This is a genomic window from Stenotrophomonas sp. 59 (assembly GCF_030291095.1).
In the GTDB taxonomy this organism is placed as follows: Bacteria; Pseudomonadota; Gammaproteobacteria; order Xanthomonadales; family Xanthomonadaceae; genus Stenotrophomonas; species Stenotrophomonas maltophilia_Q.
The window spans coordinates 1,695,065-1,719,665 of the sequence record NZ_CP127408.1; the positions used below are offsets into that span (position 1 = coordinate 1,695,065).

Sequence of the window (24,601 nt, forward strand, 5' to 3'; positions counted from 1 at the left end):
TCACGGGAATGGAGCAACGTATGAAGCTGCTGTCCGCTGTGTTGATGTCTGCGCTTTCGCTGCCGGCCGCTTCGGCGTTCGCGGTGGAGGCAGCGCCCTCACCGCTGCTGGGGCGCTGGTCGCTGGATGTCGCCACGTCTGCGCTACCCGAGGCGCAGCGCCCGAAGCACGTGGTGCTGGAGTTCAAGGATGCCGGTGCTGGTCGTTGGAGTTCGCACGTGGACATCGTCCTGCACGACGGCAAGACCATGAAGTCTGATGGAACGCTGTCCCTCGACGGCACGCCGGGCGCCTTGTCCGGCACCTACGGCGCGGACAAGGCCAACCTGAAACTGCCGGCGCCGAACACCCTGGTGATGCAGCTGGTGGACCATGGAACGCCAGCGTCCACCCGCATCTATACCGTAGCGGCCGACCGCACGACGATGACCGAAACCAAGGCGTTCTACGGCCACGACGGTACCCCGATCCTGCAGACCAATCTGTTCAAGCGCATGCCGTAGCGGCGTCGCCTGCACCACGCCCGCACAGCGGGCGTGGTGAATGCAGCAGCCCTACACCGCAGCCGGATCGCGCTTGCCGGTGTCGATGCCGTACCTGTCGATGGCTTCCTGCATCCGCGAGCGCTCGATGCGGCCTTCGTCGGCCAGCGACTTCAATGCCGCCAGCACAATGAAGTGGCGATCGACTTCGAAGAACGTGCGCAGCGATTCACGCGTGTCGGAACGGCCGAAGCCATCGGTGCCGAGTGCGGTGAAGCGGCGGTCGTTGATGAAGGGACGGATCTGGTCGCCGACGATCTTCATGTAGTCGGTGGCCACCACCACCGGGCCGTCGTGGCCCTGCAGGCACTGCTGCACGTAGGGCACGCGCGGCTCCTCGGCCGGATGCAGCAGGTTCCAGCGCTCGGCGGCCAGGCCATCGCGGCGCAGTTCGGTCAGGCTGGTCGCGCTCCACACATCGCTGGCGATGCCGAAGTCCTGCTGCAGCAGCTCTGCCGCTGCTTCCACCTCGCGCAGGATCGCGCCGCTGCCCATCAGCTGCACCCGTGGCCGGGTGGTGTCGGCGGCCGCCGGGTGCAGCAGGTACAGGCCCTTCAGGATGCCGGCTTCGGCGCCCTCGGGCAGGGCCGGCTGCGGGTAATTCTCGTTGAGTACGGTGATGTAGTAGTAGATGTCTTCCTGGTCGACATACATGCGGCGCAGGCCGTCGTGGATGATCACCGCCAGCTCGTAGTTGTAGGTCGGGTCGTAGGACACGCAGCTCGGGATCACCGACGACAGCACGTGGCTGTGGCCGTCATCGTGCTGCAGCCCTTCGCCCATCAGCGTGGTGCGGCCCGACGTGGCACCGAGCAGGAAGCCGCGGGTACGCGCATCGGCAGCGGCCCAGGCCAGGTCACCGACGCGCTGCAGGCCGAACATCGAGTAGAAGATGTAGAACGGAATCGTGGCCAGGCCATGGTTGCTGTAGGCAGTGCCGGCGGCGATCCACGAACAGATCGCACCGGATTCGTTGATGCCTTCCTGCAGGATCTGGCCGTCCTTGGCTTCCTTGTAATAGCTCAGCTGGCCGGCATCCTGCGGCGTGTACAGCTGGCCGAGGTAGGAGTGGATGCCGATCTGGCGGAACAGGCCCTCCATGCCGAAGGTGCGCGATTCATCGGGCACGATCGGAATCACCAGCCTGCCCAGGTCCGGATCTTTCAGCAGGCTGGTGAGGATGCGCACGAAGCCCATGGTGGTGGACTGGCCACGATCGCCGCTGCCCTGCAGCTGGGTGTTGAAGATCGACAGTGGTGGCAGCGGCAGCGGATCGACCTTGGCCAGGCGCGCTGGCAGCTGGCCACCCTGGATGCGGCGGCGCTCGGCGAAGTAGGCCGCCTCGGCGCTGCCGGGTTCGGGGCGCAGGTAGGGCATTTCTTCCAGCTGGTCGTCGCTGACCGGCAGGTTGAAGCGGTCACGGAAGGCGCGCACCGCGTCGGCGCTCATCTTCTTCAGCTGGTGGTTGATGTTCTGGCCTTCGCCGGCTTCGCCCATGCCAAAACCCTTGACCGTCTTGGCCAGGATCACCGTCGGCCGGCCGCTGGTGTTCACGGCCTGCTGGTAGGCGGCGAACACCTTCTGCGGATCATGGCCACCACGCGCCAGCGCCCAGATATCGTCGTCGCTCATGTGCGCGACCAGCTCCAGCAGCTCGGGGTAGCGGCCGAAGAAGTGTTCGCGCACGTAGGCGCCGCTCTGCGACTTGAAGGTCTGGTAGTCGCCGTCCACGCACTCCATCATGCGCTGGCGCAGCAGGCCGCTGTGGTCGCGGGCCAGCAGGTCGTCCCAGCCGCTGCCCCAGATCAGCTTGATCACGTTCCAGCCGGCCGCACGGAAGGTGCCCTCCAGTTCCTGGATGACCTTGGCGTTGCCGCGTACCGGCCCATCCAGGCGTTGCAGGTTGCAGTTGACCACGAACACGATGTTGTCCAGCCGCTCGCGGCCGGCCAGCGAGATCGCCGCCAGCGATTCGGGCTGGTCCATCTCGCCGTCGCCGAGGAAGGCCCAGACCTTGCGGCCCTGGTGTTCCTTCAGGCCGCGGTATTCCAGGTAACGCATGTAGCGCGCCTGGTAGGCGGCGGTGAGTGGCCCCAGGCCCATCGATACCGTGGGGAACTGCCAGAACTCCGGCATCAGGCGTGGGTGTGGGTACGAGGACAGGCCTTCGCGACCGGCTTCGCGGCGGAAGTTGTCCATCCGTGCCGGATCGATGCGGCCTTCCACGTAGGCGCGACCATAGATGCCCGGCGCGGAGTGGCCCTGGATGTAGATCATGTCGCCGTCGAAGGTGTCGGTGCGGCCACGGAAGAAATGATCGAAGCCGACGTCGTACAGCACCGCCGCCGACTGGTAGGTGGCGATGTGGCCGCCGACGTTGGAATGCTTGCCGGCACGCAGCACCATCACCATCGCGTTCCAGCGGATCATCGCGTTCAGTCGGCGCTCGATGGCCAGGTCGCCCGGGTAGGCCGGCTGGCGCTCGGGCGGGATGGTGTTGACGTAGGCCGTCCAGGCACGGGTATGCAGGTCGCCGTGCTGCTGGGCATCCAGATCGCTCAGCTGGTCGATCAGGTAATGCGCGCGCGGCCGGCCGCCGGCCTGCATCACCGCCTCCAGCGATTCACGCCACTCCCGTGTTTCCAGCGGGTCGGTATCGAAGGGGATCAGGGCTTGGTTCATGACTGTCTCCAGAGGGCGCCGGTCGGACTTCTGCCTGGGCGACAACACCGGCAGGGCGCACAGCACTGGAGCGGGGTCGCAACGGCGGGGCCGTGACGCGAAGGGCGGCCGTGGCGGCCACCGAGAAGACAAGCGTAGGTGCGTGCCCGGATCGCGGGTAGACGGGCGCGGCTTGGGTCTGCGCCAATCCAGTGTTGCTTCCCGTGTGTAGAGTCGAGCCATGCTCGACTCCACAACAGCGCGGCGGTTCAATCGTGATCGAACCGCAGTGGCTCGCTGCCCATTGCCGGGTCGCTGGTGCCGGGGCGGCCATCCTCGGCGCGTCCGGCCAGGCGCAGCACACTTTCACCCGCGCTGAGCTGCAGGTCGTACCAGCCTGCGGTAGGGGCCGCATCCCAGGCCAGCGAGGTCTCGGCATGCGCCGGCAGCGCCAGCGTCTGCTCGGGCATGTGCCCGGTATAGGCACCGGCATGCACGCGCAATTGCTGCGCGCTGTCACCCATATTGCGCAGGTGCAGCCGCAGCTGGCCATCCGCACGCTCGACCGTGGCCTGCACAGCGGATGCCTTGGCGCTGCCCTTGAAGTGCCTGTGGAAGCCGTTCGGGCCGAGCAGCCACAGGTCATAGCGGCCCTGGGCGTCCAGCGGCCAGCGCTCGCGCAGCGGCATGCCCGGCAGCAGCGTGTAGCGGCGTGGCACCGCGTCCAGCCGCAGCCGGTCGTAGACATGCAACACCGCCGCCGCGCCTTCGCAGGACAACGCCAGATCCACGCCCGAGGCGTCGACCTCAGCAATCGATGCCTGCGGCCGATAGGGCAGGGCACGTGCAGGGCGCACGCCGCTTTCCTGTTTCGCCGGTTTCAGTCCCTCCGGCAGCGCCGGCACGGTACGCCCCGGCAGGGCTGCCGCACGTGCCGCCACCGCGCTGACATCGGGCAGGCCGCGCACGAACGGACGGGTATCACGCTGGGCGAAGTCGAAGGCGCCCGTCAGGTCACCGCAGACGGCGCGGCGCCACGGCGAGATGTCCGGTGCGGCCACGCCGAAGCGACGTTCGATCAGCCGTATGACCGAGGTGTGGTCGTACACCTGCGAATCGACCCAGCCGCCGCGGCTCCACGGCGAGATGACGTACAGCGGCACGCGCGGACCGAGACCATACGGGCGTCCGCGCAGCTCGGCGGCATCGTACTTCTCGTCGCCCGGTGCGGGATGACGGTGATACTCGCCCTCGGTACTGACCGACGAGGCACCTGCCCATCCACCGTTCACCGGCGAGGGAGGGGCCGGTGGCGGCATATGGTCGAAGAAGCCGTCGTTCTCGTCGAACATCAGCAGCAGGGCGGTGCGGCTCCACACCTCCGGATCGGCGGTCAGCGCGTCCAGCACGCGTGCCGTATAGGCCGCGCCCTGTGCCGGGCTGGACGGGCCAGGATGTTCGCTGCCGGCAGCGTCGGCAATGATGAAACTGACCTGCGGCAGGCGCCCGTCCAGCACATCCTGGCGCAGCTGTGGCAGGCCACGGGTGCTGACACCGCGTGCGCGCAGCTGCGGATCATGCCCGGGCGCAGCGCTGTAGGCCCGACGGAACGCCTCGAAGCCGGCCAGCGGGTTGTCGGTGAAGTTGTCGGCCATGTCCTGGTAGATCTGCCAGGACACGCCGGCCTTCTGCAGGCGCTCGACATGGCTGGTCCAGCGGTACGACGCCGGATGCCCGCCGTGTTCGGGGAAGTTGTCGTGCGAGTTGGCGATCACCGGGCCACCCGCGCGGGCCTGCGCATCGTTGTGACCGGTCCACAGGAACACCCGGTTCGGGTTGGTGCCGGCCTGCATCGCGCAGTGGTACGCATCGCAGATCGTGAAGGCATCGGCCAGCGCGAACTGGAACGGCAGGTCGTTGCGCTGGAAGTAGCCCATCGAGTGGTTCTGCTTGGCCTTCGGCCATTGCCCCATGCGCCCGTGGTCCCAGGCGCGCTGCGCATCGGGCCAGGTATGCGGCGTGCCTTCCACGCGCATGTAGCCGAAATGCGCGGCGGTATCCAGCGGGAAGGGCGCGATCGCACGCTTGCCGCTGGCATCAGGCTGCAGCCACAGGCTGCGGGTGCGGCCACCCGCTTCCAGCGCGGCGGCCGGGGCGACGAACCGGTCACCGAAGCCACGTACGCCCGGCAGCGTGCCGAAGTAGTGGTCGAACGAACGGTTCTCCTGCATGAACACCACGATGTGCTGCAGGTCTTCCAGGCTGCGCGTCTGCGCGGCGGGGGCGATCGCTGCGGCCCGGGCGATGCTGGGCAGCAGCGGGGAAAGGCCGGCGGCGACGCCGGCCTGCAACAACCGGCGTCGGCCGATATCGGTCACGGGCTCACTCACAGGTCCACGCGGAAGGAGATGCCGACGGTGCGCGGAGCGCCGATGAAGGCGTTGTCGCGGCCGTCCACCCCTGCAAGATACCGCTTATCGGTGAGGTTGCTCACCACCAGGTTGGCACCCATGCCCTTCAGGCGCGGCGACAGGCCCTGCAGATCGAAGCCGATGTTGGCGTTGAACACGGTGGCCGAGGGCAGCTTGTTGACGTTGGCGGCATCGAGGTAGCGCGTGCCCAGGTAACGGCCGGAGAGGCCGAAGTTCCAGTTGGCGCCCTGCCAGTCGGCCGACAGCACCAGGGTGTTCTCCGGCTGGCCGATCACCTTGGCACCGTCGACGATGCCCAGCTGGGTATCGCGGGCGGCATTGCCACTGCCCAGGTACTTGGAGCGGTTGTAGGTGTAGGCCGCGTTGATCCGCCAGCCATTGTCCCAGCCATAGCCGAACGCCGCTTCCAGGCCGTTGCTTTCCACGCCACCGAAGTTCTCGTAGACGCCGTCGGTCTCGCCGAGGTAATCGATGCCGCTGACGAAGCCCGCCGGCAGGTAGACGATGCGGTTGTCGAACTTGATGTTGTACAGCGTGACCGAGGCGGTCAGCGGCCAGCGGCTGATGCGCATGCCCACTTCGATGTTGTCGGCGGTTTCGGGCTCGACGTTGCGGAAGCGCTGCGGGTCGGTCTCGCCAAGCACGCCGGACGGAATCGCGGCGAAGTTCTGCGAGAAGCCGGCGAACAGCTCCATGCCTTCCACGCCGGGTGCCCAGGTGAAGCCGGTGGAGAGCAGCGGATCGGACTTGGAATCGGAGGTGACGTGCTCACTGGCACCGATCACGCGGCGGCGCGACTGGTCGACGAAGAACTGCTTCACGCCCAGGCGCGCGCTGAACGGGCCGAAGCGGGCCACGTCCTCGACGTAGTACATCTGCTCGTCAACCTTGTACTTGTCCTCGAACTGCACCCAGTACGGCTGGTGGTCGAAGTCGATGCTCTGGCCGACATTGAGCAGGCGATGCCAGTCGCGGCGCGCCGAACGGTCCAGCTTCTCCACCCACAGGCCGCCGCGGATCGTGTTGTCGACCGCGCCAAACGTCTGGCGCCATTCGACGTCGGCGGTCACGCCCATGCGATCATTGTCGTAGTGGGTGTGGCGGTACGACTGCGCGCCCAGCACGTTGCCGGCGTAGCAGTTCGGATCGTACTCGGCGGTGAAGCCCAACCGCGGCGTGCAGCTGGCCAGGCGCTGCGCGGCGCTGCCGTCGGGATTGACGAAGAAGATCTGGCCGCGGTTGCTGCCGCCGTACACGGTCTTTCCACCGATGTACTCCGACTCGGGGCGGCCGGCACCGTCATCGCTGACCTGCGCCAGGTACGGCGGCAGCCAGTCGCCGCGGCCCTGCATGCGGTGCCCGTAGGCGGCCACCGAGGCCTTGAATCCATTGCCGCCATCGAACGCCGCGCGCAGGTAGCCGAAGGTGTTCTCGCGCAGCGCACGCGAACCGGAACGGTAGTTCTGGTCCAGGTACGGGATGCCGGTCAGGGTGCCGACCAGGTTGTCGCGCTCCGGGTTGGTGGCGAAGCCCTTCGGCGAAACGCTGGTGTACTCCGGTTCGTCGGCATCGTTGTAGGACAGGTAGCCGGTCAGCGTCCAGCGGTCCAGTTCGGTGATGAACTTGCCGGCGATGTGATCGTTGCTGGCGTGGCCGGTGCCGTCGATCCAGTCGTGCACCTTGGACGATGAGGCGCTGACCCAGGCGCGTGTGTGGCCGCCGAGCAGGCCGGTGTCGTAGCGCACGTAGTACTTGCGCGCATCGTTGTCACCGGCACCGACCACGAAGCGCAGGCGGCTGTCCTGCAGCGGATCGCTGGTGAGGAAGTTGAGCGTGCCGCCCAGCGCCTCGTTCGAGCGCGAGGAGATATCGGCGGTGCCCTGGCTGACTTCCACCGTCTCCAGATCGAGGGTGTCGATGTAGCGGTTGGCCAGCGAGCCACCGCCGTAGCCCGAACCACCGTTCGGCAGGCCGTCGATGGTGGTGCCGATCTGCTGCGTATCGCGGTTGGTGACGAAGCCGCGCATGCTGATCTGCGTGCCCCACACCGACGAACCGGTGGCATCGGCCTCGCTGACCACCACGCCCGGCACTTCATTGAGCGCGTCGTTGACGCTGCTCATCACCGTCTGCCGGTTGAGTGTTTCCGCGCGCACCGAGGTCTTGGCGTAGCTGGTGGCCTGGCCGATCACCTGCACCTGGTCCAGGGTGCGGGCATCAGTGCTGCGCGCCTCGGCCGCGTCGCCCTGCGGTGCTTCGGCCAGGGCGTCCAGTGCAGGGGCGATCAGCAGGGCAAGCAGCGAAACACGGGGAAAGCGCGCAATCGTTCGCATCGAAACCGGACCTTCAGCAGAGGGAAGCCCCGGAGTGTCGGCAGCGCCAATGACATCGGCATGACGTAGAGATGCAGGAACCGTGTTGTGTGACGGCCGGTGCCTCCGGCCGCTTGCCTGTCAGTACCGCGCGTCCTTGGGTTTCGGGTCGCGCGGCCAGTCCTTGGCCTTGTTGGCGAAGTCCGGCCGCGGCTGGTTGATGAAGTAGCTGGCGATGTCCACCGCATCCTGGTCGGGCATCACCTGCTGCCCGAGCGGGGGCTCGCGGGTCACTGCCGGTGGCATGTTGTGCTTGACGAAACCGGCGGCCTTGTAGAGGCGCGCCATGCCGGCGCCGATGTTGAAGCTGTGGTCGCCCCACAGCGGTGGGAAGGCGATGTCACCGCTGGCGTCGCGCCGGCCTTCGCCGTTGTCGCCGTGACACGCTGCGCACTGCACGGCGTACAGCGCCTGGCCACGGTTCGGGTCCGGGGTCAGTGTGCTGTCGATCGGTCCTTCGCTTGGGGCGGCGACCTTTGCACCGTCTGGTACAGGACTGCTCAGCCACGCCATGTAGTCGAGCATCGCGCGCATCTGCGGCGCGTCCTTCGGCAGCGGCTTGCCGTTCATCGAACGCTGCAGGCAGCCATTGATGCGCTCGGCCAGCCCGATCATCTTGCCCGGGCGCGGCATGTAACGCGGATAGGCACCACCGCCGGTGTTGAAGTAGTGGTTGCCGAACGGTCGCTTGCCTTCGGCCATGTGGCACGAATTGCAGTTCAGATCGTTGCCGACGTTGTCCGGCAGCAGTCGCGCGGTTTCGTTGAGGAGGCGGCGACCGAGCATCACCGATTCGGCATTGCCCAGCCCGGCGATCTCTTCGGCGCTGGGCGCCTGGTAGTGGCCGACCACCTTGCCCTGCGCATCGAGGATATCGATCGTGCTGGCCACGGCGGCATCCAGGTCCGGGTACAGGTGGCGATAGGCAAGGGTGCCAGCACCGGCCAGCAGCGCCATGGTGATCGCGCTGCCGATCAGCAGGCGGGAACGTCTGCGCGAACGCTTCATCGTGCGGCCTCCTGCGGAACGTAGTGCACCGGCTTGTCGCGCACCACCCGGCGCATCCGCGCCACGTCGACCTCGCTCACCGCGCTGGCCTGGTTACCCCAGCTGCTGCGGATGAAGGTCAGGATCTGTGCCAGCTGCGCGTTCGGCAGCTGCTCGAAGCCGGGCATGGTGAAGGCCATGCGGTCATGCGGCGTATGCGGCGTGCGGCCGCCGATCAGGGTCACCTGCACCAGCGAACTGGGATCGTCAGCGAACACGATCGAGTTGCCGGCCAGGGCCGGATAGACGCGCGGCATGCCGCGGCCGTCGGCGCGATGGCAGGCCTGGCAGTGCTCGGCGTAGGCGAGGGAACCGGCCACGCGGTAGTCGCCGCTGCGCAGTGCGGCGGTGGTCGTATCGGTGCCGGGCGACCACTGCGCGCTACGCCCTTCGCGGGCGGGCAGCTGCTTCAGGTAGCGCGCCATCGCCAGCAGGTCAGCATCGGACAGGTACTGCGTGCTGTGCTCGACCACATCGGCCATGCCACCGAAAGCCGCCGAACGATCGGTGCGGCCAGTGCGCAGGAAGTCGACGATCTCGCCTTCATTCCAGCTGGCCAGGCCGGTCGATTCATTGCGCAGGTTCTTCGCATACCAGCCTTCCAGCACCGAACCGGACAGGAACTGGCGGCTGCCATCGTCGGCCATGGCCTTTTCCTGGAAGGCCAGGCCGCGTGGCGTATGGCAGGCACCGCAATGGGCCAGGCCTTCAACCAGTTCAGCGCCGCGCTGCTGGCCGGCATCCAGCTTCGGATCCGGGTTGAAGCTGCGCGGGCGTGCGAACAGGAGCTGCCACCAGGCCAGTGGCCAGCGCATGTTGGCCGGCCACGGGATGGTGCTGTCGGCATTGTCCTGCTTCACCGGCTGCACCGAGCCCATGAAGTAGGCGTACAGCGCCTTGACCTCGGCATCGCTGGCGATCACATACGAGGCGTACGGCATGGCCGGATACAACGGCTGGCCATCGTGGCGGATGCCACGGCGCACCGCGCGCTCGAAGTCGGCGTAATCGTAGGCACCGATGCCGGTCTGCGGATCGGGCGTGATGTTGGTCGAGTAGATCGTGCCCATCGGCGTCTGCATGCCGAGGCCACCGGCGAACGGCTTGCCGCCCGGTGCGGTATGGCAGGCCGCGCAATCGGCGGCGCGCGACAGGTACTGGCCCTGCGCGATCAGCGTCGGGTCGTGGATATCGACCTGCGCCGTCTGCCGCGGCGCAAACCAGTAGGGCGTGGTGCGGGCGATGCCGTAGGCGGCGGCCAGCGAGGCGGCCAGGGCAATGGCGAGCTTGAGCGAGGTGCGCATGGCGGCACTGTGGAGATTCCCGCGCGCGTGTTCACTGATCCGGATCAATGACTGAACGGATACAGCTTGTACACCAAGCTGAATCGTTCCTGCGTTGTCATCAAGCCGTCATCCATGCGCGATAGATGGCCCGTGCCCGCGTCGCTAACCTGCCACGCTGTCGCACCTTTTCCCCGATTGCCCATGAAGCGCCTGCTGCTGTTGTTGCTGGCGTGCGCCGGCCTGTGGCTGGCTGCATGCTCTTCCTCGATCAACGCGTCGTCCACCTCGCTCGCCGATCGGCTGATCGCGCCGGGTGGCGTGTCGACCCTGCTCGATCGCCCGCGCATCGCCGCGGCCATTGCCGAACTGCCCAACCGCCATGGCTTCGCACCGGGTCGCGATGGCGTGCCGATCTTCTGGCGCGTGTTCGACCCGGGGGATTACGGCGCGCGCTACCGCTACCTGCCGCAGCGCCACGAGAACGGCCTGCCGCTGGATACCGGCCTGAGCCTGGCGGTACCGCAGCCGTTCCGTGCGCAGGCGCCGCGCGGCACCGTGGTGCTGCTGCACGGGTGGATGATGAACGGTGATTCGATGTTGCCGTGGTCGCTGCAGCTGGCCGAATCCGGCTACCGCGTGGTCACGCTCGACCTGCGCAACCATGGCCAGTCCGGTGCGGGGCCGTCCGGCTATGGCACCTACGAATCGGACGATGTGGTCGATGTGATCAGCGAACTGCGTGCACGCGGCGAAGTGACCGGCCCGCTGTATCTGTTCGGCGTGTCGTATGGCGCGGCCACGGCGGTGTTCACCGCCGACAAGCTGGGGGACCAGGTGGAAGGCGTGGTGGCGATGGAATCGTTCGCCAACGCAGGCGTGGCCATCCGCACGATGATTCCGCACCTGATGGGGCTGCAGCCGGAAGGCCTGAAGGCGCAGGCGGTGGCCTCCTACGCGCGCTGGCGCTATGGCGGCCAGGACATCAACCAGGTGATCGCCGCCGCCAGCCGCCGCATCGACGTCGATCTGGACCGTGTGGACGTGGCCCGCGCGCTGGCCGATACCCGCGCCTGCGTGCTGTTGCTGCACGGGCAGGGCGACCAGCACATTCCGGTCAGCCAGGGCCGCGAGTTGGCCCTGGCCAACCCGCGCGCGCACTACATCGAGATGCGCGGCGAGGACCACATCACCCTGCCGCTGCGGCTGGACCTGCTGGCCGGCGTGGTCGACGACTGGATGGCGCGCGACGAGCACCACCCGAAGAGCGCCTGTCCGGCCCCGCAGCTGCCAGCCCAGGCCGAGTGGCTCACCCACACCTGAAAAACGGGACGGAGGGGATCAAGTCGTTTCCCGCACACCTGCGTTGGAAACGACTTGATCCCCTCCGTCCCCTTTTTATGTCAGGGCAGGCGTTGTGCCAGTGCGCGGGCGGAGGCGGCTACGCCGAGCAGCAGGGCGGCCACGCACAGGAAGGCGAAGCCGAGGCTGGTGGCGTGAGCCAGCGCACCAATGGCTGCCGGGCCGGCGAGGATGCCGGCGTACCCCAGCGTGGTGACTGCGGTGATGGCGATGCTCTCCGGCATCACCCGTTGCTGGCCGGCCATCGAGAACAGCGCCGGCACGATGTTGGCGCAGCCCAGCCCGACCAGCACGTAGCCGGCCAGTGCCACCGGGAACGACGGCACCAGCGTGGCCAGGCTGAAACCGGCCGCTGCGGTGATGCCGCCGATGACGATCGTGCGGGTACGACCGAGGCGCTCGACGATGCCATCGCCGAACAAACGCATCGCGGTCATTGCCAGGGTGAACACCGCAAAGCCAGCCCCGGCCTGGTCGCGCGGCACATCTCGCACTTCGGCCAGGAACACCGCGCTCCAGTCCAGCATCGAGCCTTCGCCGAGGAACACCACGAAGGCCAGCACGCCGATGAACAGCACCACGCCATGCGGCAACGCCAGCAACGGCCCCTCATGCAGGATCCGTTGCGGGCGCCAGTGCGGCGCCGAGAGCGCCGCCACCAGCAGCAGTGCCGTCACCGAAGCCAGCGCGGCCATCCACAACGGTGTTCCAAGCACAAGCAGGCCGGTCATGCAGCCGGCGCCGACGAAGCCGCCGATGCTGTAGAAGGCATGGAAGCCCGACATCATCGGCCGCCCGGCATCGCGTTCGACGGCCACTGCCTGCATGTTCATCGCGCAGTCCAGGGCGCCGACGCCTGCACCGAACACGAACAGTGCCGCCCCCAGTGCCAGTGGCGTCGGTGCCAGTACCAGCAGGGGCAGGGCGCACAGCATCATCGCGCAGGTGATCACCATTACCCGGCGGCAGCCCAGCCGCCCCGTCAATGCGCCCGCCAGCGGCATCGCCAGCAGCGAGCCGAGGCCGAGGCACAGCAGCACGGCACCGAGGCTGGCATCGGACAGCCCGGCCTTGGCTTTGGCGTAAGGCACCATCGGTGCCCATGCAGCGGTGGCGAATCCGGGAATGAAGAAGGCAGCACGGGTGGCGTGCTGCTGGGCACGTGGGGATGAAGGCGTCATGCGCGGCGCGAAGCTCCAGGGAATCGCCATGAAAACGGTTCCAGTCGGGTTCGGCAAGTGCCATGCATGACATCGGACGACGCATACGATTGCAGTGACCCGATTGCGTCACCAGTGATTAACGCCATGCACGGACAGTGGCTGCACGGTCGGCATCCCGCCGGCCGCTGCCGGAGACCTGTTCATGAGCACGACACCGACCATCCTCCTCGTCCATGGATTCTGGGGCGGGGCCGCACATTGGGCCAAGGTGATCCTGGAACTGCATCGCAATGGCCACGACCGCGTGCAGGCGGTGGAACTGCCACTCACGTCGTTGGCCGACGACGCAGGGCGCACCCGGAAAATGATCCGCCAGATCGATGGACCGGTGCTGCTGGTCGGCCACTCCTACGGCGGCGCAGTGATCAGCGAGGCCGGCAACGAGGCCAATGTGAAGGGCCTGGTCTACATCGCCGCCTTTGCTCCCGATGCAGGTGAGAGCCCCGGCGGCATCACCCAGCAGCATCTTCCGGAAGCGGCGCCGAACCTGGCCCCGGACAGCGACGGCTACCTGTGGCTGCGTGCCGACAAGTTCCATGAGAGCTTCTGCCAGGACCTGAGCGACGACGAAGGCCGGGTGATGGCGGTGACCCAGAAGGCGCCGCTGGCCAGCACCTTTGGCGATACGGTGAGCGACCCTGCATGGAAGCACAAGCCAAGCTGGTACCAGCTCTCCCGCCATGACCGCATGATCGCACCGGAAAACCAGAAGGCCATGGCCGGACGGATGCAGCCCAAGCGCCTGCTGGAGCTGGATGCCAGCCATGCCTCGCTGGCATCGAAGCCCAGGGAGGTCACCGCGTTGATCCTGGAGGCCTGCGCCGCCATCGGCGGTTGAGCCCCAGCAGCGCAGCACGACGGCACGCTGCACGACAGCCGGGGCGCAGGGGAGTACACTCCTGCGCCTGCGGCTGTCCGGCCGCGTTCCCATCCTGCCTCCAGCCGCCGCCAGAGGATCCCACCCGATCGTGGAGGTCCTGTCGTGCTGTACGTGCCCGTTGTCCGTCTTCCGTCCTCATTGCCGCGTCGCCGCCTGCTGCCGCAGGTGCTCGCGCAGAGCCTGCTGGTTGCATTGTTGGGCAGCAGCGCAATGGCTGCCGCGCAGTCCGCGACCGAACCGGACAAGGATCGCCAGGCACCCGCCTCGCAGACCCTGCAGACGGTGCAGGTCACGGCCAACCAGCTGGGCACCATCACCGAAGGCAGCGGCGCCTATACGCCGGGCACCATCGCCACCGCCACCCGCCTGGTGCTGACGCCGCGGCAGACTCCGCAGACCATCAGCGTGATCACCCGTGCCGAGATGGATGACTTCGGCCTGCACGGCATCGATGACGTGATGCGGGTGACCCCTGGCATCAGCATCGTCACCTACGACAGCGAGCGCACCGAGTACTACGCACGTGGCTTCGCCGTGCAGAACTTCCAGTACGACGGCATCCCGATGTCGCGTGACTCGGCCTACTCGGCGGGCAACACGCTCAGTGATACCGCCATCTATGACCGCATCGAGGTGCTCAAGGGCGCCACCGGTCTGTTGACCGGCATGGGAGATCCCGGCGCGACCATCAACCTGGTGCGCAAGAAGCCGGGCAAGGACTTCGCCGGCAGCGCGACGCTGGGTGTGGGGCGCTGGGATGACTACCGTGCCGAGATCGATGTCGGCGGCCCGTTGACCGCCGATGGACGCGTGCGCGGTCGTGCAGTGGGCGCCTGGCAGGACAAGCATTCCAATCTCGATTACTACCAGCGCACCAGCAAGGTCGGCTACGCGGTGCTGGAAGCCGATCTGGGCGAGCGCACGCTGCTGACCGTGGGTGGCGATGCGATGGACAGCGACCCGAAGGGTTCGACCTGGGGCGGCATTCCGCTGCTGGACAGTGCCGGCAACTTCAATGACATGCCGCGTTCGTTCAACAACGGCACCCGCTGGAGTGGCTGGCGCCAGTATGTTCGCACCGGCTTTGCCACGCTCGAGCACACCTTCGCCAACGACTGGGTGGCCAAGCTGCAGCTCAACCACCAGGTCAACGGCTATGACGCGGCGCTGGCGGGTGCGGCCGGTGGCAATCCCGATCCGGTCACCGGCGAAGGCGTGTCGTTGTGGCTGGGCAAGTACGTTGGCAAGACTGTCAGCAACGCGGCCGACTTCTACCTGAGCGGTCATTTCGGCCTGTTCGGCCGCGAGCATGAGCTGGTGGTCGGTGGCAGCGCCTCGCGCAAGCGCTGGACCAATACCGGTTACTCGCCGCAGCCCGGCTATCCGACCGAGGTGCCCGATTACCGCGCATGGCAGGGCGACATTGCGGAGCCGCAATGGCAGCGCAGCTACGATAACAATGAAGTGACGCGCGAGAACGGCGTCTATGTGGTCGGTCGTTTCGACGTGGCCGATCCACTGAAGGTGATCGTGGGCAGCCGCCTGGCCAGCTACCGCTCGCCGGGCACGCGCGAGACCGGCGTGTTCGTGCCATATGCCGGTGTGGTCTATGACCTTGGCGAGCACTACTCGGTGTATGCCAGTTACAGCACCATCTTCAAGCCGCACAGCGAACGTGACGAGCAGGGCAAGGCGCTGGATCCGCTTGAAGGCCGCAGCTATGAGATGGGCCTGAAGGCCGAGTTCCTCGATGGGCGCTTCAACGCCAGTGCGGCGCTGTTCCAGCTCGACCAGGACAACTTCGCCCAGCCCACCGGCGGCAAGACGCCGGACGGGCAGGATGCCTATCGCGCCCTGATGGGCGTGCGTACCAAGGGCTACGAGCTTGAGATGTCGGGCCAGCTGGCCGAGGGCTGGCAGGTGCAGGGTGGCTTCTCGCACAAGATCGCCCGCCAGGCCGGTGCCAAGGTCACCACGCTGGAGCCGGAAAACCAGTTCAGCCTGCACACCAGTTATCGCCTGCGTGGCGACTGGAAGGGCCTGACGCTGGGCGGTGGCGCGCGCTGGCAGGATTCCACGTTCGGCGAGATCAGCAACCCGGCCACCGGTGCGCAGGTCGTGCATCGCACCCAGCCGTACTGGCTGCTCGATGCGATGGCGCGCTATGAATTCAACGATCGCCTGTCGGCCACGCTCAACGTCAACAACCTGCTGGACAAGCGGTATTACACGATCTTCAGCTGGTACAGCACCTACACCTGGGGCGAGCCGCGCAATGTGCGGTTGAGCCTGAATTACAGGTTCTGACGCCGGTCCTGTAGAGCCGAGCCCACGCTCGGCTGGCTGCCAACCGCAGCCGAGCATGGGCTCGGCTCTACAAAGACGCCCGCGATGCGTGATGGCATCGCGGGCGCTGTCGTTACAGCGGCAGGTCGAACACCAGCACTTCGGCGTCGTTGCCGTTCTCCAGGGTCAGCTGCGCTTCGTCGCTGACCTGCAGCGCATCACCGGCTTCCAGGGTGATGCCGTTCACCTGCAGCTGGCCACGCGCCACCTGCACGTACGCGCCACGACCGTTGCCGAGAGCGTGGTGCAGCTTCTGGCCGCCATCGAGAATGGTGGCGAAGATGCGGGCGTCCTGATGGATGCGCAGCGAACCGTCGGCACCGTCCGGCGAAGCGATCAGGCGCAGCTGGCCGCGCTTGCTGTCCGGCGTGAAGTGGGTCTCCTCGTAGGACGGCGCGATGTTCTCCGCATCCGGGAAGATCCAGATCTGCAGGAAGTGAACGGTCTCGTCGGCCGAGTGGTTGAACTCGCTGTGGGTGACGCCGCTGCCGGCGCTCATGCGCTGCACGTCGCCGTAGCGCAGCACCGAACCGGTGCCCATCGAGTCCTTGTGTTCCAGCGCACCGCCCAGCACGTAGGAGATGATCTCCATGTTGCTGTGGCCGTGGGTGCCGAAGCCCTGTCCGCCGATCACCTTGTCTTCGTTGATCACCCGCAGCGGGCCGAAGCTGACGTAGCGGGGGTCGTAGTAGTTGGCAAAGGAGAAGGTATGGCGCGAGGACAGCCAGCCATGCTCGGCCAGGCCACGGGTAGCGCTCTTGCGGATCTGCAGCATGATGGAATCTCCTTGTTCGATGGTTTCGATGGGGCGGGGTGGGCTGGTAGCCGCTGTGTTTCCCCGTTGGAGAGAAGTATCCGCTTGCGCCCAGGGTTTGAAAAACGGATAGTTTTGACAGCCATCATCGAAAAATTCGAATGCTCAAGCTCAGCCTCGATGCCCTGCAGATCCTGGACGCCATCGACCGCCGCGGCTCGTTTGCCGGCGCCGGCAAGGCCCTGCACAAGGTGCCCTCGACCATCTCCTACACCGTAGCCAAGCTGGAGGAGGACCTGGGCGTTCAGTTGTTCGACCGGGTCGGCCCGCGCGCCGAGCCGACCGAGGCCGGTCGCGCGCTGCTGGACGAGGGCCGTCATCTGCTGCGCGCCGCACGCGAGCTGGAACTGCGGGTGCGCCGGGTGGCGTCGGGCTGGGAGACCGAGCTGACCCTGGCGGTGGACTCGGTGTTCCCGACCTGGCTGCTGGGGCCGGACATCGCCGCCTTCCGTGAGGCCGAGGCGCCGACCCGGCTGCGGTTGATCGGCGAGGCGCTGTCCGGTACCTGGGAGGCCTTGCTGGATCGCCGGGCCGACCTGCTGGTCGGCGCGCCGGGCGAGGGGCCCAGTGGTGGCGGTTACGTGGTCGAGCCGCTGGGCACGGTGGATTTCGTATTCGCGGTCGCACCCGATCATCCATTGGCTGCAGCACCGGGCGTGCTCGGGCGCGAGCAGCTGGTCGAGCACTGCGCGATCGCCGTCTCCGATTCGGCGCGGCGGCTGTTGCCACGCACGGTCGGCCTGTTGATGGGGCAGGAGATGCTGACGGTGCCGGACATGGCCAGCAAGCTGAAGCTGCAATGCGAAGGCGTGGGCTTCGGCTTCCTGCCCGAGCCGTGCGCGCGTGCTGCGGTGGCGCGTGGCCAGCTGGTGATCCGCGAGGTGGAGGAACACAAGCCGGAAGAGACCTTCTGGCTGGCTTGGCGCACCGGTGAGGATGGCGCCGCATTGCGCTGGTGGCGCGAACGCCTGCGCAGGCCGGAGCTGCTGTCGCAGTGGTGGCAGGCGATGGCCAGGGGGTAGGTGTACGGCAGGGCTGCGCCCTGCACCCGCTACGAGCTGGAGCAACAGCAACAGCAACAGCAGAAGCTGGTTTGCTGAGGGATGGCGGGGTGGGTCCGGTTGCGGGAGACGCCGTAAACCCGTCCATGGGGGCTTGGCCGCGGCATCCATGCCGCGGACACTCCCGCAACCGGACCCACCCCGCCTTCGACACATTCCTGCGGCTGTTGGTAGGTGTCGACCTTGGTCGACACGGTAGATCCACGCCATGCGTGGATGCTTTTCGATCTCGATTCGAAATGTTCGATTCCGATGGAGATCCATCCACGCATGGCGTGGATCTACCAGATCGCTGAAATCTGTCAGAGGTGGGGTGGCATGGGCAGGCAGGACCGTTGGCGGCATGGATGCCGCCATCGAGCCCCCATGGATGGGTTTACGGCGTGTCCTGCCTGCCCATGCCGCCCCGCCATCCCTCGGAATGCCAGCTGTTGCTGTTGCTCCGGCCGTGGCCTCTGCAGGTGCAGGGCGCAGCCCTGCCGAAAAACACGCATAAAAAAACAGCAGGCCGAGGCCTGCTGTTTCGGTGTAATGGTGCGCCCGGAGAGATTCGAACTCCCGACCGCCTGGTTCGTAGCCAGGTACTCTATCCAACTGAGCTACGGGCGCCAATTACATAAACTTGTTGTGTTGACTGTGTATGGTGCGCCCGGAGAGATTCGAACTCCCGACCGCCTGGTTCGTAGCCAGGTACTCTATCCAACTGAGCTACGGGCGCGCGGTACACAATCAATTTACTGCTTAATTTTACTTCATTTCCAGCGGCGGATGCTGGAAACCTGTCGAGTGGTGCGCCCGGAGAGATTCGAACTCCCGACCGCCTGGTTCGTAGCCAGGTACTCTATCCAACTGAGCTACGGGCGCCCTGCGACAGGAGCGGAATTATGCGGATGTCGGCGCGCACCGTCAACAGTTTTGTGAAAATTTTCATCCAACTGAATGAAAAAGCTGTCAGCCACGGCGTCCGGGGCCTTCAGCCAGGCGAAGTGATCGGCGTGCGTACCCAGTTCCTGCGCGGACAGCACGCGCAGCTGCGCGACCACATTCGGCAGTTTCGCCAGTAGCGTCTGCATCGATCCGGTCGGTGCCAGCCAGTCATGTTCCATCAGCACCGCCTGCGCGCTGCCATGCACGCGCGCCATCTGCGCGTCGAGGTCTTCGTCCATGCCGACCGCGGCGTAATGGTTGTTCAGGCCGACGCGCGCCCAGTCGGCGATCAGGCCGCGCGCCTCGGTGCCGCCGAAGCCAAGGCGACGGCCATGCAGGACGCCCTGGCGTTGCGCGATCCACGGCAGGAAGCGGTAGACCAGCGGCAGCAGCCAGCCCCGTGTTGGCGGGAAGCTGCGCCAGAACGGTGAGCCGCTGGCAGCCAGCCACAGGCGCTTGAAGTGCTGCGGATTGCGGCCTGCATGCACGCAGGCCAGCTGCCCACCAAGGCTGTGGCCGCCGATGATCCAGGGCAGGGCGCCAGCCTCGTCATCCGCTGCAGCCAGAACGGCCTGGCTGCCCGGTAGATCCTGTTCGAGTACTTCCCGATAGCCCCAGTCCCGCGTGCGCGATGGCCGCAGCGAGCTGCTGCCGTTGCCGCGCCACTCATGCAGGTAGACCGCCACGCCCCTCGCTGCCAGTGCCTGCGCCAGCGGCAGATAGTGGCGCGCAGCCACGCCCAGCGCGGGCAGCCACAGCAGGCGCGCGATGGCCTCTGCGGGCACGCAGGCGATCACTTCGTAGCGATGGCCGTCGTTGCACTGCACGGCGAGGATGCGCGGCGTCAGGCTCATGCGTGCGGTGCCGCGCCGAAATGGTCGAGCACCAGCACTTCGCTGCGGCCCGGCGCATAGCCTTGCTGCAGCCCACGTGCAACGTAGTCGATGCCGGCTTCGCAGGCATTGGCCAGGCTCAGGCCATTGCACAGCTGCGCAGCAATGGCCGAAGCCAACGTGCAGCCGGTACCGTGCGCGTCCAGTGGCAGGCGCGCATGGATGAATTCTTCGCTGCTGACGCCGTCGAAATAGCGGTCGATCACGCGATTGCCTTCCAGCAGGTGGCCGCCCTTGAGCAGCACTGCGCCAGCTCCGAGGTCGAGCAGGGCCGAGGCGGCCTGTTCTGCGTCTTCGCCGTTGCTGATCTTCCGGCCGACCAGCAGTTCTGCTTCCGGCGTGTTGGGGGTGATCAGCGTGGCCAGCGGGATCAGGCGCTCACGCATGGCCTGCAATGCGCTGTCTTCCATCAGGCGTGCGCCGCTGGTGGCGACCATCACTGGGTCCAGCACCACGTGGGGCGGACGATGCTTCTCCAGTGCGTCGGCGACGGCGTTGATCACTTCGGCGTTGGCCAGCATGCCGAGCTTCACCGCGTGGATGTCGAAGTCGTCGAAGCAGGCGTCCAGCTGCGCACGCAGGAAGTCGATCGGTGGCACATGTACGGCGGTCACGCCGCGGGTGTTCTGTGCGGTCAGCGCGGCGATCGCCGAAAGGCCGTGCACGCGATGCGCGGCGAAGGCCTTCAGGTCGGCCTGGATGCCGGCGCCGCCGCCGGAGTCGGAGCCGGCGATGGTGAGGGCGGAAACGGGAGTGGTCGGGCTCATCAGGCGATTGTGCCGTGGTCCTGCAGGGGAGGGTAGATCCACGCCATGCGTGGATGCCTTCGATCCGTCAGGCGGGGTCAGATCCCTTTTTCGCAGGAAAAGGGATCTGACCCCCAGGCGCCCGCAGCGCAACCCTCAATGCCGCCAACGTGCCCACTGCTGGTACAGCACATAGCCCAGCCCGGTCAGGCCGGTCAGCAGGGCCGGAGCGAGCAGGGCGTCGTATTGCCAGCGTACGAACAGCCAGGCGCCGATGACACCGCCGGCGAGGAAGCCGCTGATGATCAGTCCGCTGAGGGTCAGGCGCCGCACCTGCAGCGGCAGCCCGCGCAGCAGGTGGCCGAGGCCGATGCCCAGGTCGGTGAACATGCCGCTGAGGTGGGTGGTGCGCACCACCGCGCCACTGAAGGTGGTGGCCATCGCGTTCTGCAGGCCGCAGGCCATGGCGGCGGCCAGCGCGCCCCAGATCTGCTGTTGTTCAAAAAGCGGAATGGCGATCAGCAGCAACGCCGATTCCAGCGCCAGTGCCACGCCATAGCGCCGGCCCAGTTGCAGGGCGCTGTCCTGGATCAACAGGCCGCTGAGCATCGCGCCCAGCGAGAACGCGATCAGCAGCCCCCACAGGTGCCCGACGGCGCGCCAGTCCCCCTGGGCCAGTGCCATGCCGAGCTGGCTGGTACTGCCGGTCATGTGGCTGACCGCCTGGTGCTCGAAACCGAGGAAGCCGACCACGTTGACCATGCCGGCTACGCACGAGAGCGCGACCGCACCGATCCAGACCCAGGTGGGCAGGCGTATTCCCATCGGCGAGGCCCCTCAGGGCCCGCCGAAGCCGCCGTTGAACTGCAGCTCGCTGAAGGTGTTGCTGGCCGGATCGAACACTGCGCCCCAGAACTGTGCTCCGCCATCGCAGGCGCGGATCGCTTCCCGTGCGGGATTCACGCCGCTGTCGTCGTGCGGGAAGGCGTTGATGTAGATCAGCCGCTGGCCGGCACTTTCGATGCCGACGTACTGGCGGTCGAAGTCCAGCACCTTCGGCACCTGTGCTTCAAGCGATGACAGCCGCGCTTCCAGCTGATCGATCTGCTGCCGGCTGGGTGCCCAGTAGCCGCTGACCCGCCCGGCCTCGCGGCCGGGGCTGGGCCGCGAGCAGGTGTCGAGCACCTGCGCGGCGATGATCGGGCGGGTGACGACCCAGGACTGGCCGGTGCGCTCGGCGGTCGGCACGCTGGCCGGGCCGCGCGTAGTGGTGCAGGCGCCGAGCACGGCTGCGAGGGTGATCGCAGCCGTGGGCAGCAGCAGGCGGGTGCAGCGGTTCACAACACCTCCGAAGCGTAATCGGCCAGGCGCGAACGCTCGCCACGGCGCAGGGTGATGTGCGCACTATGCGGCCAGTTCTTGAAGCGATCCACCGCGTAGGTCAGGCCCGAAGTGGTTTCGGTCAGGTACGGGGTGTCGATCTGCTCGACGTTGCCCAGGCAGACGATCTTGGTGCCGGGGCCGGCACGGGTGATCAGCGTCTTCATCTGCTTCGGGGTGAGGTTCTGCGCCTCGTCCAGGATCAGGTAGCGCGACAGGAAGGTGCGGCCGCGCATGAAGTTCATCGAGCGGATCTTGATGCGGCTGGCGAGCAGGTCGTTGGTGGCCTGGCGGCCCCAGGTGCCGCCTTCCTGGTTGTGCGTGAGCACTTCCAGGTTGTCGGTCAGCGCGCCCATCCACGGCGTCATCTTCTCTTCCTCGGTGCCCGGCAGGAAACCGATGTCCTCGCCGACGCTGACCGTGGCGCGGGTCATGATGATCTCGCGGTAGCGCTGCTGGTCCATCGTCTGCGCCAGGCCGGCGGCCAGTGCCAGCAGGGTCTTGCCGGTACCGGCGGTACCCAGCAGGGTGACGAAGTCGATCTCCGGGTCCATCAGTGCGTTGAGCGCGAAGTTCTGCTCGCGGTTGCGCGCACTGATGCCCCACACGGCGTGGCTGCCGTGGCGGAAATCATCGACCAGCGACAGCACCACCTTGCCGTCGCCGACCACGCGGCTGACGCGCAGTTCGACTTCGTCTTCGCCGGGCAGGTAGACGTACTGGTTCGGGTACCACTCCTCGCCGTCCTGCGCGAGGATTTCGTAATGGGTACGGCCCTTGTCGCTCCAGCTGCGCAGGTCGTCGCCGTGGCGCTTCCAGAAGTCTTCCGGCAGCTCGGTGGCGCCGGTGTAGAGCAGGCTGAAATCGTCCAGCGCGCGGTCGTTTTCGTAGTCCTCGGACACGATGCCGGCGATGGCGGCCTTGATCCGCAGGTTGATGTCCTTGGAAACGAACACCACCGGCAGGTCCGGCGTTTCTTCCTTCAGGGCCAGGATCGCGCCGAGGATGGCGTTGTCCGGAATGACCTTGCCGAAGCTCTTGCCGGCATCGAAATGGCTGGTCTGGAAGCGCAGCTTGCCCGCGCTCTGCTTGCCGCGCAGCTGCAGGCCATTGGGCCGCTGCAGCGGAATGCCGTCGGCCAGGTTGTCCAGGCCCGATGCCTGCACCAGTTCGTTGAGGAAGCGGCTCACCTGGCGGGCGTTGCGGCTCGCTTCGGAGGTGCCCTTCTTGCCGTTGTCGAGCTCCTCGATCACCTGCATGGGCAGGTAGACGTCGTGCTCCTCGAATTTGAACAGCGCGGTGGGATCGTGCATCAGCACGTTGGTATCCAGCACGTAGATGCGCTTGCCTCGGGTCATCGTCGATTCCTGGTTACGGACAGGGAAAAACCACCACGGCCTGCTGCGGGGCAGGGTGATGGCAGACACAGTAGGCAGTGGGACTCACTTGGACTGGGAGGCCTTCAGTTCGGCGAGAACGGCATCGGCATGGCCGGCAACCTTGACCTTGCGCCAGGACTGCACGATGCGGCTGTCGGGGGAAATCAGGAAGGTGCTGCGCTCGATGCCACGTACCTGCTTGCCGTACATGTTCTTCATCTTGATCACGTCGAAGGCGGTGCACAGCGCTTCGTCGCCATCGCTGACCAGCGGGAAGCTGAAGCCCTGCTTGGCACAGAAGTTGTCGTGCGACTTCACCGAGTCGCGCGAGACACCGAGCACGACCGCACCGGCCTTCTTGAACTTCGGCAGCAGCGCGTTGAAGTCGATGCCTTCGGTGGTGCAGCCGGGCGTGCTGTCCTTGGGGTAGAAGTACAGCACCAGCCACTGGCCGGCATAGTCGCCGAGGGTGGCCTGGTTGCCACCGGACAGTGCCAGCGGCAGGGAGAGGGTAGTGCTGTCCAGGGTATCGCCGTTGTTCATGAGGTCCTTCTGTCGAGCCTGGGTTGTTTCTACGACAATTGCATGAAACGCCACGCGCCCGTGAGAGGCGCGCGAAAAATCCGCACTTCCGATCAGAATTTCATCGGGTCCATGATCGCGTCCAGGTTCAGGTGGTCGCAGAACTCGAGGAAATCGTCGCGCAGCGCGGCGATGTGCATGTTGGCCGGCACGCCGATGGTGACCTGCGCGCTGAACATCTCCGCACCGGTCTGCATGGCGCGGTAGCGGGTGCTCTGCAGGTTCTCGATGGTGATGCCCTGGCGGTCGAAGAAATCGGCCAGCTGGAACAGGATGCCCGGCTTGTCGGCAGCGATCACCTCGACGATGTATGGCAACAGGTTGGACTGCGCCTGCTTGGCGGCGGTGCGGTACCAGACCAGCTTCAGGCCTTCCTCGCGCTCGAGCCGGGTCAGCATCGCTTCCAGCTTGGCCACCGAGTCCCAGGAGCCGGTGGCCAGGGCGGTGACCGAGACATCGCGACCGACCGTGGCCAGGCGTGCGTCCACCAGGTTGCAGCCGCTGTCGGCGATGCGGCGGGTGACGGACAGCAGGGGGGACTCCGGATGCGTCGTGTAGGCGTTGATCAGGAGGTGGTTTTCGCTCGGCGCGGGGCGCGGGGTGGTGTCGGTCAAGGCGATTCCGGGTAATGCATGCGTTAGTCTGAATGCCCGCCAGAGGCGGGGATCCAC

At 66.7% G+C, this 24,601-nt stretch carries 19 protein-coding genes and 3 tRNA genes; 5 read left to right on the plus strand and 17 right to left on the minus strand.

Going from position 1 to position 24,601, the window contains the following annotated elements; translation table 11 throughout:
* Window positions 1-20 precede the first annotated feature (20 nt).
* Complete coding sequence (locus QP552_RS07865; protein WP_106550714.1) at window positions 21-503, plus strand: LuxR family transcriptional regulator; 483 nt, start codon at window positions 21-23, stop codon at window positions 501-503.
* Window positions 504-554: 51 nt separating this feature from the next.
* On the opposite strand, the gene aceE is transcribed toward QP552_RS07865, so the two are convergent.
* The 5 genes from aceE to QP552_RS07890 form a co-directional block, all read right to left on the minus strand.
* Window positions 555-3,224 (minus strand): pyruvate dehydrogenase (acetyl-transferring), homodimeric type, encoded by a 2,670-nt coding sequence (aceE, locus tag QP552_RS07870; protein ID WP_286075496.1) that lies wholly within the window; start codon window positions 3,222-3,224, stop codon window positions 555-557.
* Window positions 3,225-3,472: 248 nt separating this feature from the next.
* On the minus strand, window positions 3,473-5,581 hold the full coding sequence (locus QP552_RS07875; protein ID WP_286075497.1) for a phospholipase C, phosphocholine-specific: 2,109 nt from the start codon (window positions 5,579-5,581) through the stop codon (window positions 3,473-3,475).
* A gap of 8 nt (window positions 5,582-5,589) precedes the next feature.
* A complete protein-coding gene (locus QP552_RS07880) occupies window positions 5,590-7,968 on the minus strand; it encodes a TonB-dependent receptor (protein ID WP_111111491.1) in 2,379 nt (792 codons plus the stop codon).
* 120 nt (window positions 7,969-8,088) lie between these two features.
* On the minus strand, window positions 8,089-9,015 hold the full coding sequence (locus QP552_RS07885; RefSeq protein WP_111111492.1) for a c-type cytochrome: 927 nt from the start codon (window positions 9,013-9,015) through the stop codon (window positions 8,089-8,091).
* Window positions 9,012-10,358 (minus strand): cytochrome c, encoded by a 1,347-nt coding sequence (locus tag QP552_RS07890; protein WP_111111493.1) that lies wholly within the window; start codon window positions 10,356-10,358, stop codon window positions 9,012-9,014. The genes QP552_RS07885 and QP552_RS07890 overlap by 4 nt, the downstream gene beginning before the upstream one ends.
* A 183-nt stretch (window positions 10,359-10,541) precedes the next feature.
* Between QP552_RS07890 and QP552_RS07895 the strand changes: the two genes are divergently transcribed.
* Complete coding sequence (locus tag QP552_RS07895; RefSeq protein ID WP_049428170.1) at window positions 10,542-11,660, plus strand: alpha/beta fold hydrolase; 1,119 nt, start codon at window positions 10,542-10,544, stop codon at window positions 11,658-11,660.
* A gap of 80 nt (window positions 11,661-11,740) precedes the next feature.
* Here the strand turns inward: QP552_RS07895 and QP552_RS07900 are convergent, their stop codons facing one another.
* Complete coding sequence (locus QP552_RS07900) at window positions 11,741-12,880, minus strand: MFS transporter (protein WP_111111497.1); 1,140 nt, start codon at window positions 12,878-12,880, stop codon at window positions 11,741-11,743.
* 184 nt (window positions 12,881-13,064) lie between these two features.
* Here QP552_RS07900 and QP552_RS07905 point away from each other — a divergent pair, with 184 nt between their 5' ends.
* The gene (locus QP552_RS07905; protein ID WP_106550709.1) at window positions 13,065-13,760 is read left to right on the plus strand and encodes an alpha/beta hydrolase; all 696 of its coding nucleotides are present in this window, start codon (window positions 13,065-13,067) and stop codon (window positions 13,758-13,760) included.
* 144 nt (window positions 13,761-13,904) lie between these two features.
* Entirely contained in the window at window positions 13,905-16,109 is a 2,205-nt protein-coding gene (locus QP552_RS07910; RefSeq protein ID WP_111111494.1) for a TonB-dependent siderophore receptor, read from the plus strand.
* A 112-nt stretch (window positions 16,110-16,221) separates the two neighbouring features.
* Here QP552_RS07910 and QP552_RS07915 read toward each other — a convergent pair whose 3' ends face one another.
* Window positions 16,222-16,923, minus strand: a complete 702-nt coding sequence (locus QP552_RS07915; RefSeq protein ID WP_049428172.1) for a pirin family protein — start codon at window positions 16,921-16,923, stop codon at window positions 16,222-16,224.
* Window positions 16,924-17,063: 140 nt separating this feature from the next.
* Between QP552_RS07915 and QP552_RS07920 the strand changes: the two genes are divergently transcribed.
* Window positions 17,064-17,984 carry a LysR family transcriptional regulator gene (locus QP552_RS07920; protein ID WP_111111496.1) on the plus strand — a complete coding sequence of 307 codons (921 nt, stop codon included), beginning with the start codon at window positions 17,064-17,066 and terminating at the stop codon, window positions 17,982-17,984.
* Between the two features lie 571 nt (window positions 17,985-18,555).
* On the opposite strand, the gene QP552_RS07925 is transcribed toward QP552_RS07920, so the two are convergent.
* The 10 genes from QP552_RS07925 to QP552_RS07970 form a co-directional block, all read right to left on the minus strand.
* Window positions 18,556-18,632: transfer RNA gene (locus tag QP552_RS07925), tRNA-Arg, on the minus strand.
* A gap of 32 nt (window positions 18,633-18,664) precedes the next feature.
* Window positions 18,665-18,741 (minus strand) — tRNA-Arg (locus tag QP552_RS07930).
* A 69-nt stretch (window positions 18,742-18,810) separates the two neighbouring features.
* Window positions 18,811-18,887 (minus strand) — tRNA-Arg (locus QP552_RS07935).
* A complete protein-coding gene (locus QP552_RS07940) occupies window positions 18,878-19,804 on the minus strand; it encodes an alpha/beta fold hydrolase (RefSeq protein ID WP_286075500.1) in 927 nt (308 codons plus the stop codon). The genes QP552_RS07935 and QP552_RS07940 overlap by 10 nt, the downstream gene beginning before the upstream one ends.
* Window positions 19,801-20,610: a bifunctional hydroxymethylpyrimidine kinase/phosphomethylpyrimidine kinase gene (gene thiD, locus QP552_RS07945; RefSeq protein WP_286075501.1), complete on the minus strand. Its 810-nt coding sequence runs from the start codon at window positions 20,608-20,610 to the stop codon at window positions 19,801-19,803. Before thiD ends, QP552_RS07940 begins: the two co-directional genes overlap by 4 nt.
* A 135-nt stretch (window positions 20,611-20,745) precedes the next feature.
* Entirely contained in the window at window positions 20,746-21,414 is a 669-nt protein-coding gene (locus tag QP552_RS07950) for a YoaK family protein (protein ID WP_049430678.1), read from the minus strand.
* A 12-nt stretch (window positions 21,415-21,426) separates the two neighbouring features.
* Entirely contained in the window at window positions 21,427-21,930 is a 504-nt protein-coding gene (locus QP552_RS07955; RefSeq protein ID WP_286075502.1) for a hypothetical protein, read from the minus strand.
* On the minus strand, window positions 21,927-23,327 hold the full coding sequence (locus tag QP552_RS07960) for a PhoH family protein (protein WP_014036782.1): 1,401 nt from the start codon (window positions 23,325-23,327) through the stop codon (window positions 21,927-21,929). The genes QP552_RS07955 and QP552_RS07960 overlap by 4 nt, the downstream gene beginning before the upstream one ends.
* A gap of 84 nt (window positions 23,328-23,411) precedes the next feature.
* Entirely contained in the window at window positions 23,412-23,891 is a 480-nt protein-coding gene (locus tag QP552_RS07965) for a peroxiredoxin (RefSeq protein WP_087803263.1), read from the minus strand.
* 92 nt (window positions 23,892-23,983) lie between these two features.
* Window positions 23,984-24,544 carry a glycine cleavage system protein R gene (locus tag QP552_RS07970; protein ID WP_005409051.1) on the minus strand — a complete coding sequence of 187 codons (561 nt, stop codon included), beginning with the start codon at window positions 24,542-24,544 and terminating at the stop codon, window positions 23,984-23,986.
* Window positions 24,545-24,601 lie beyond the last annotated feature (57 nt).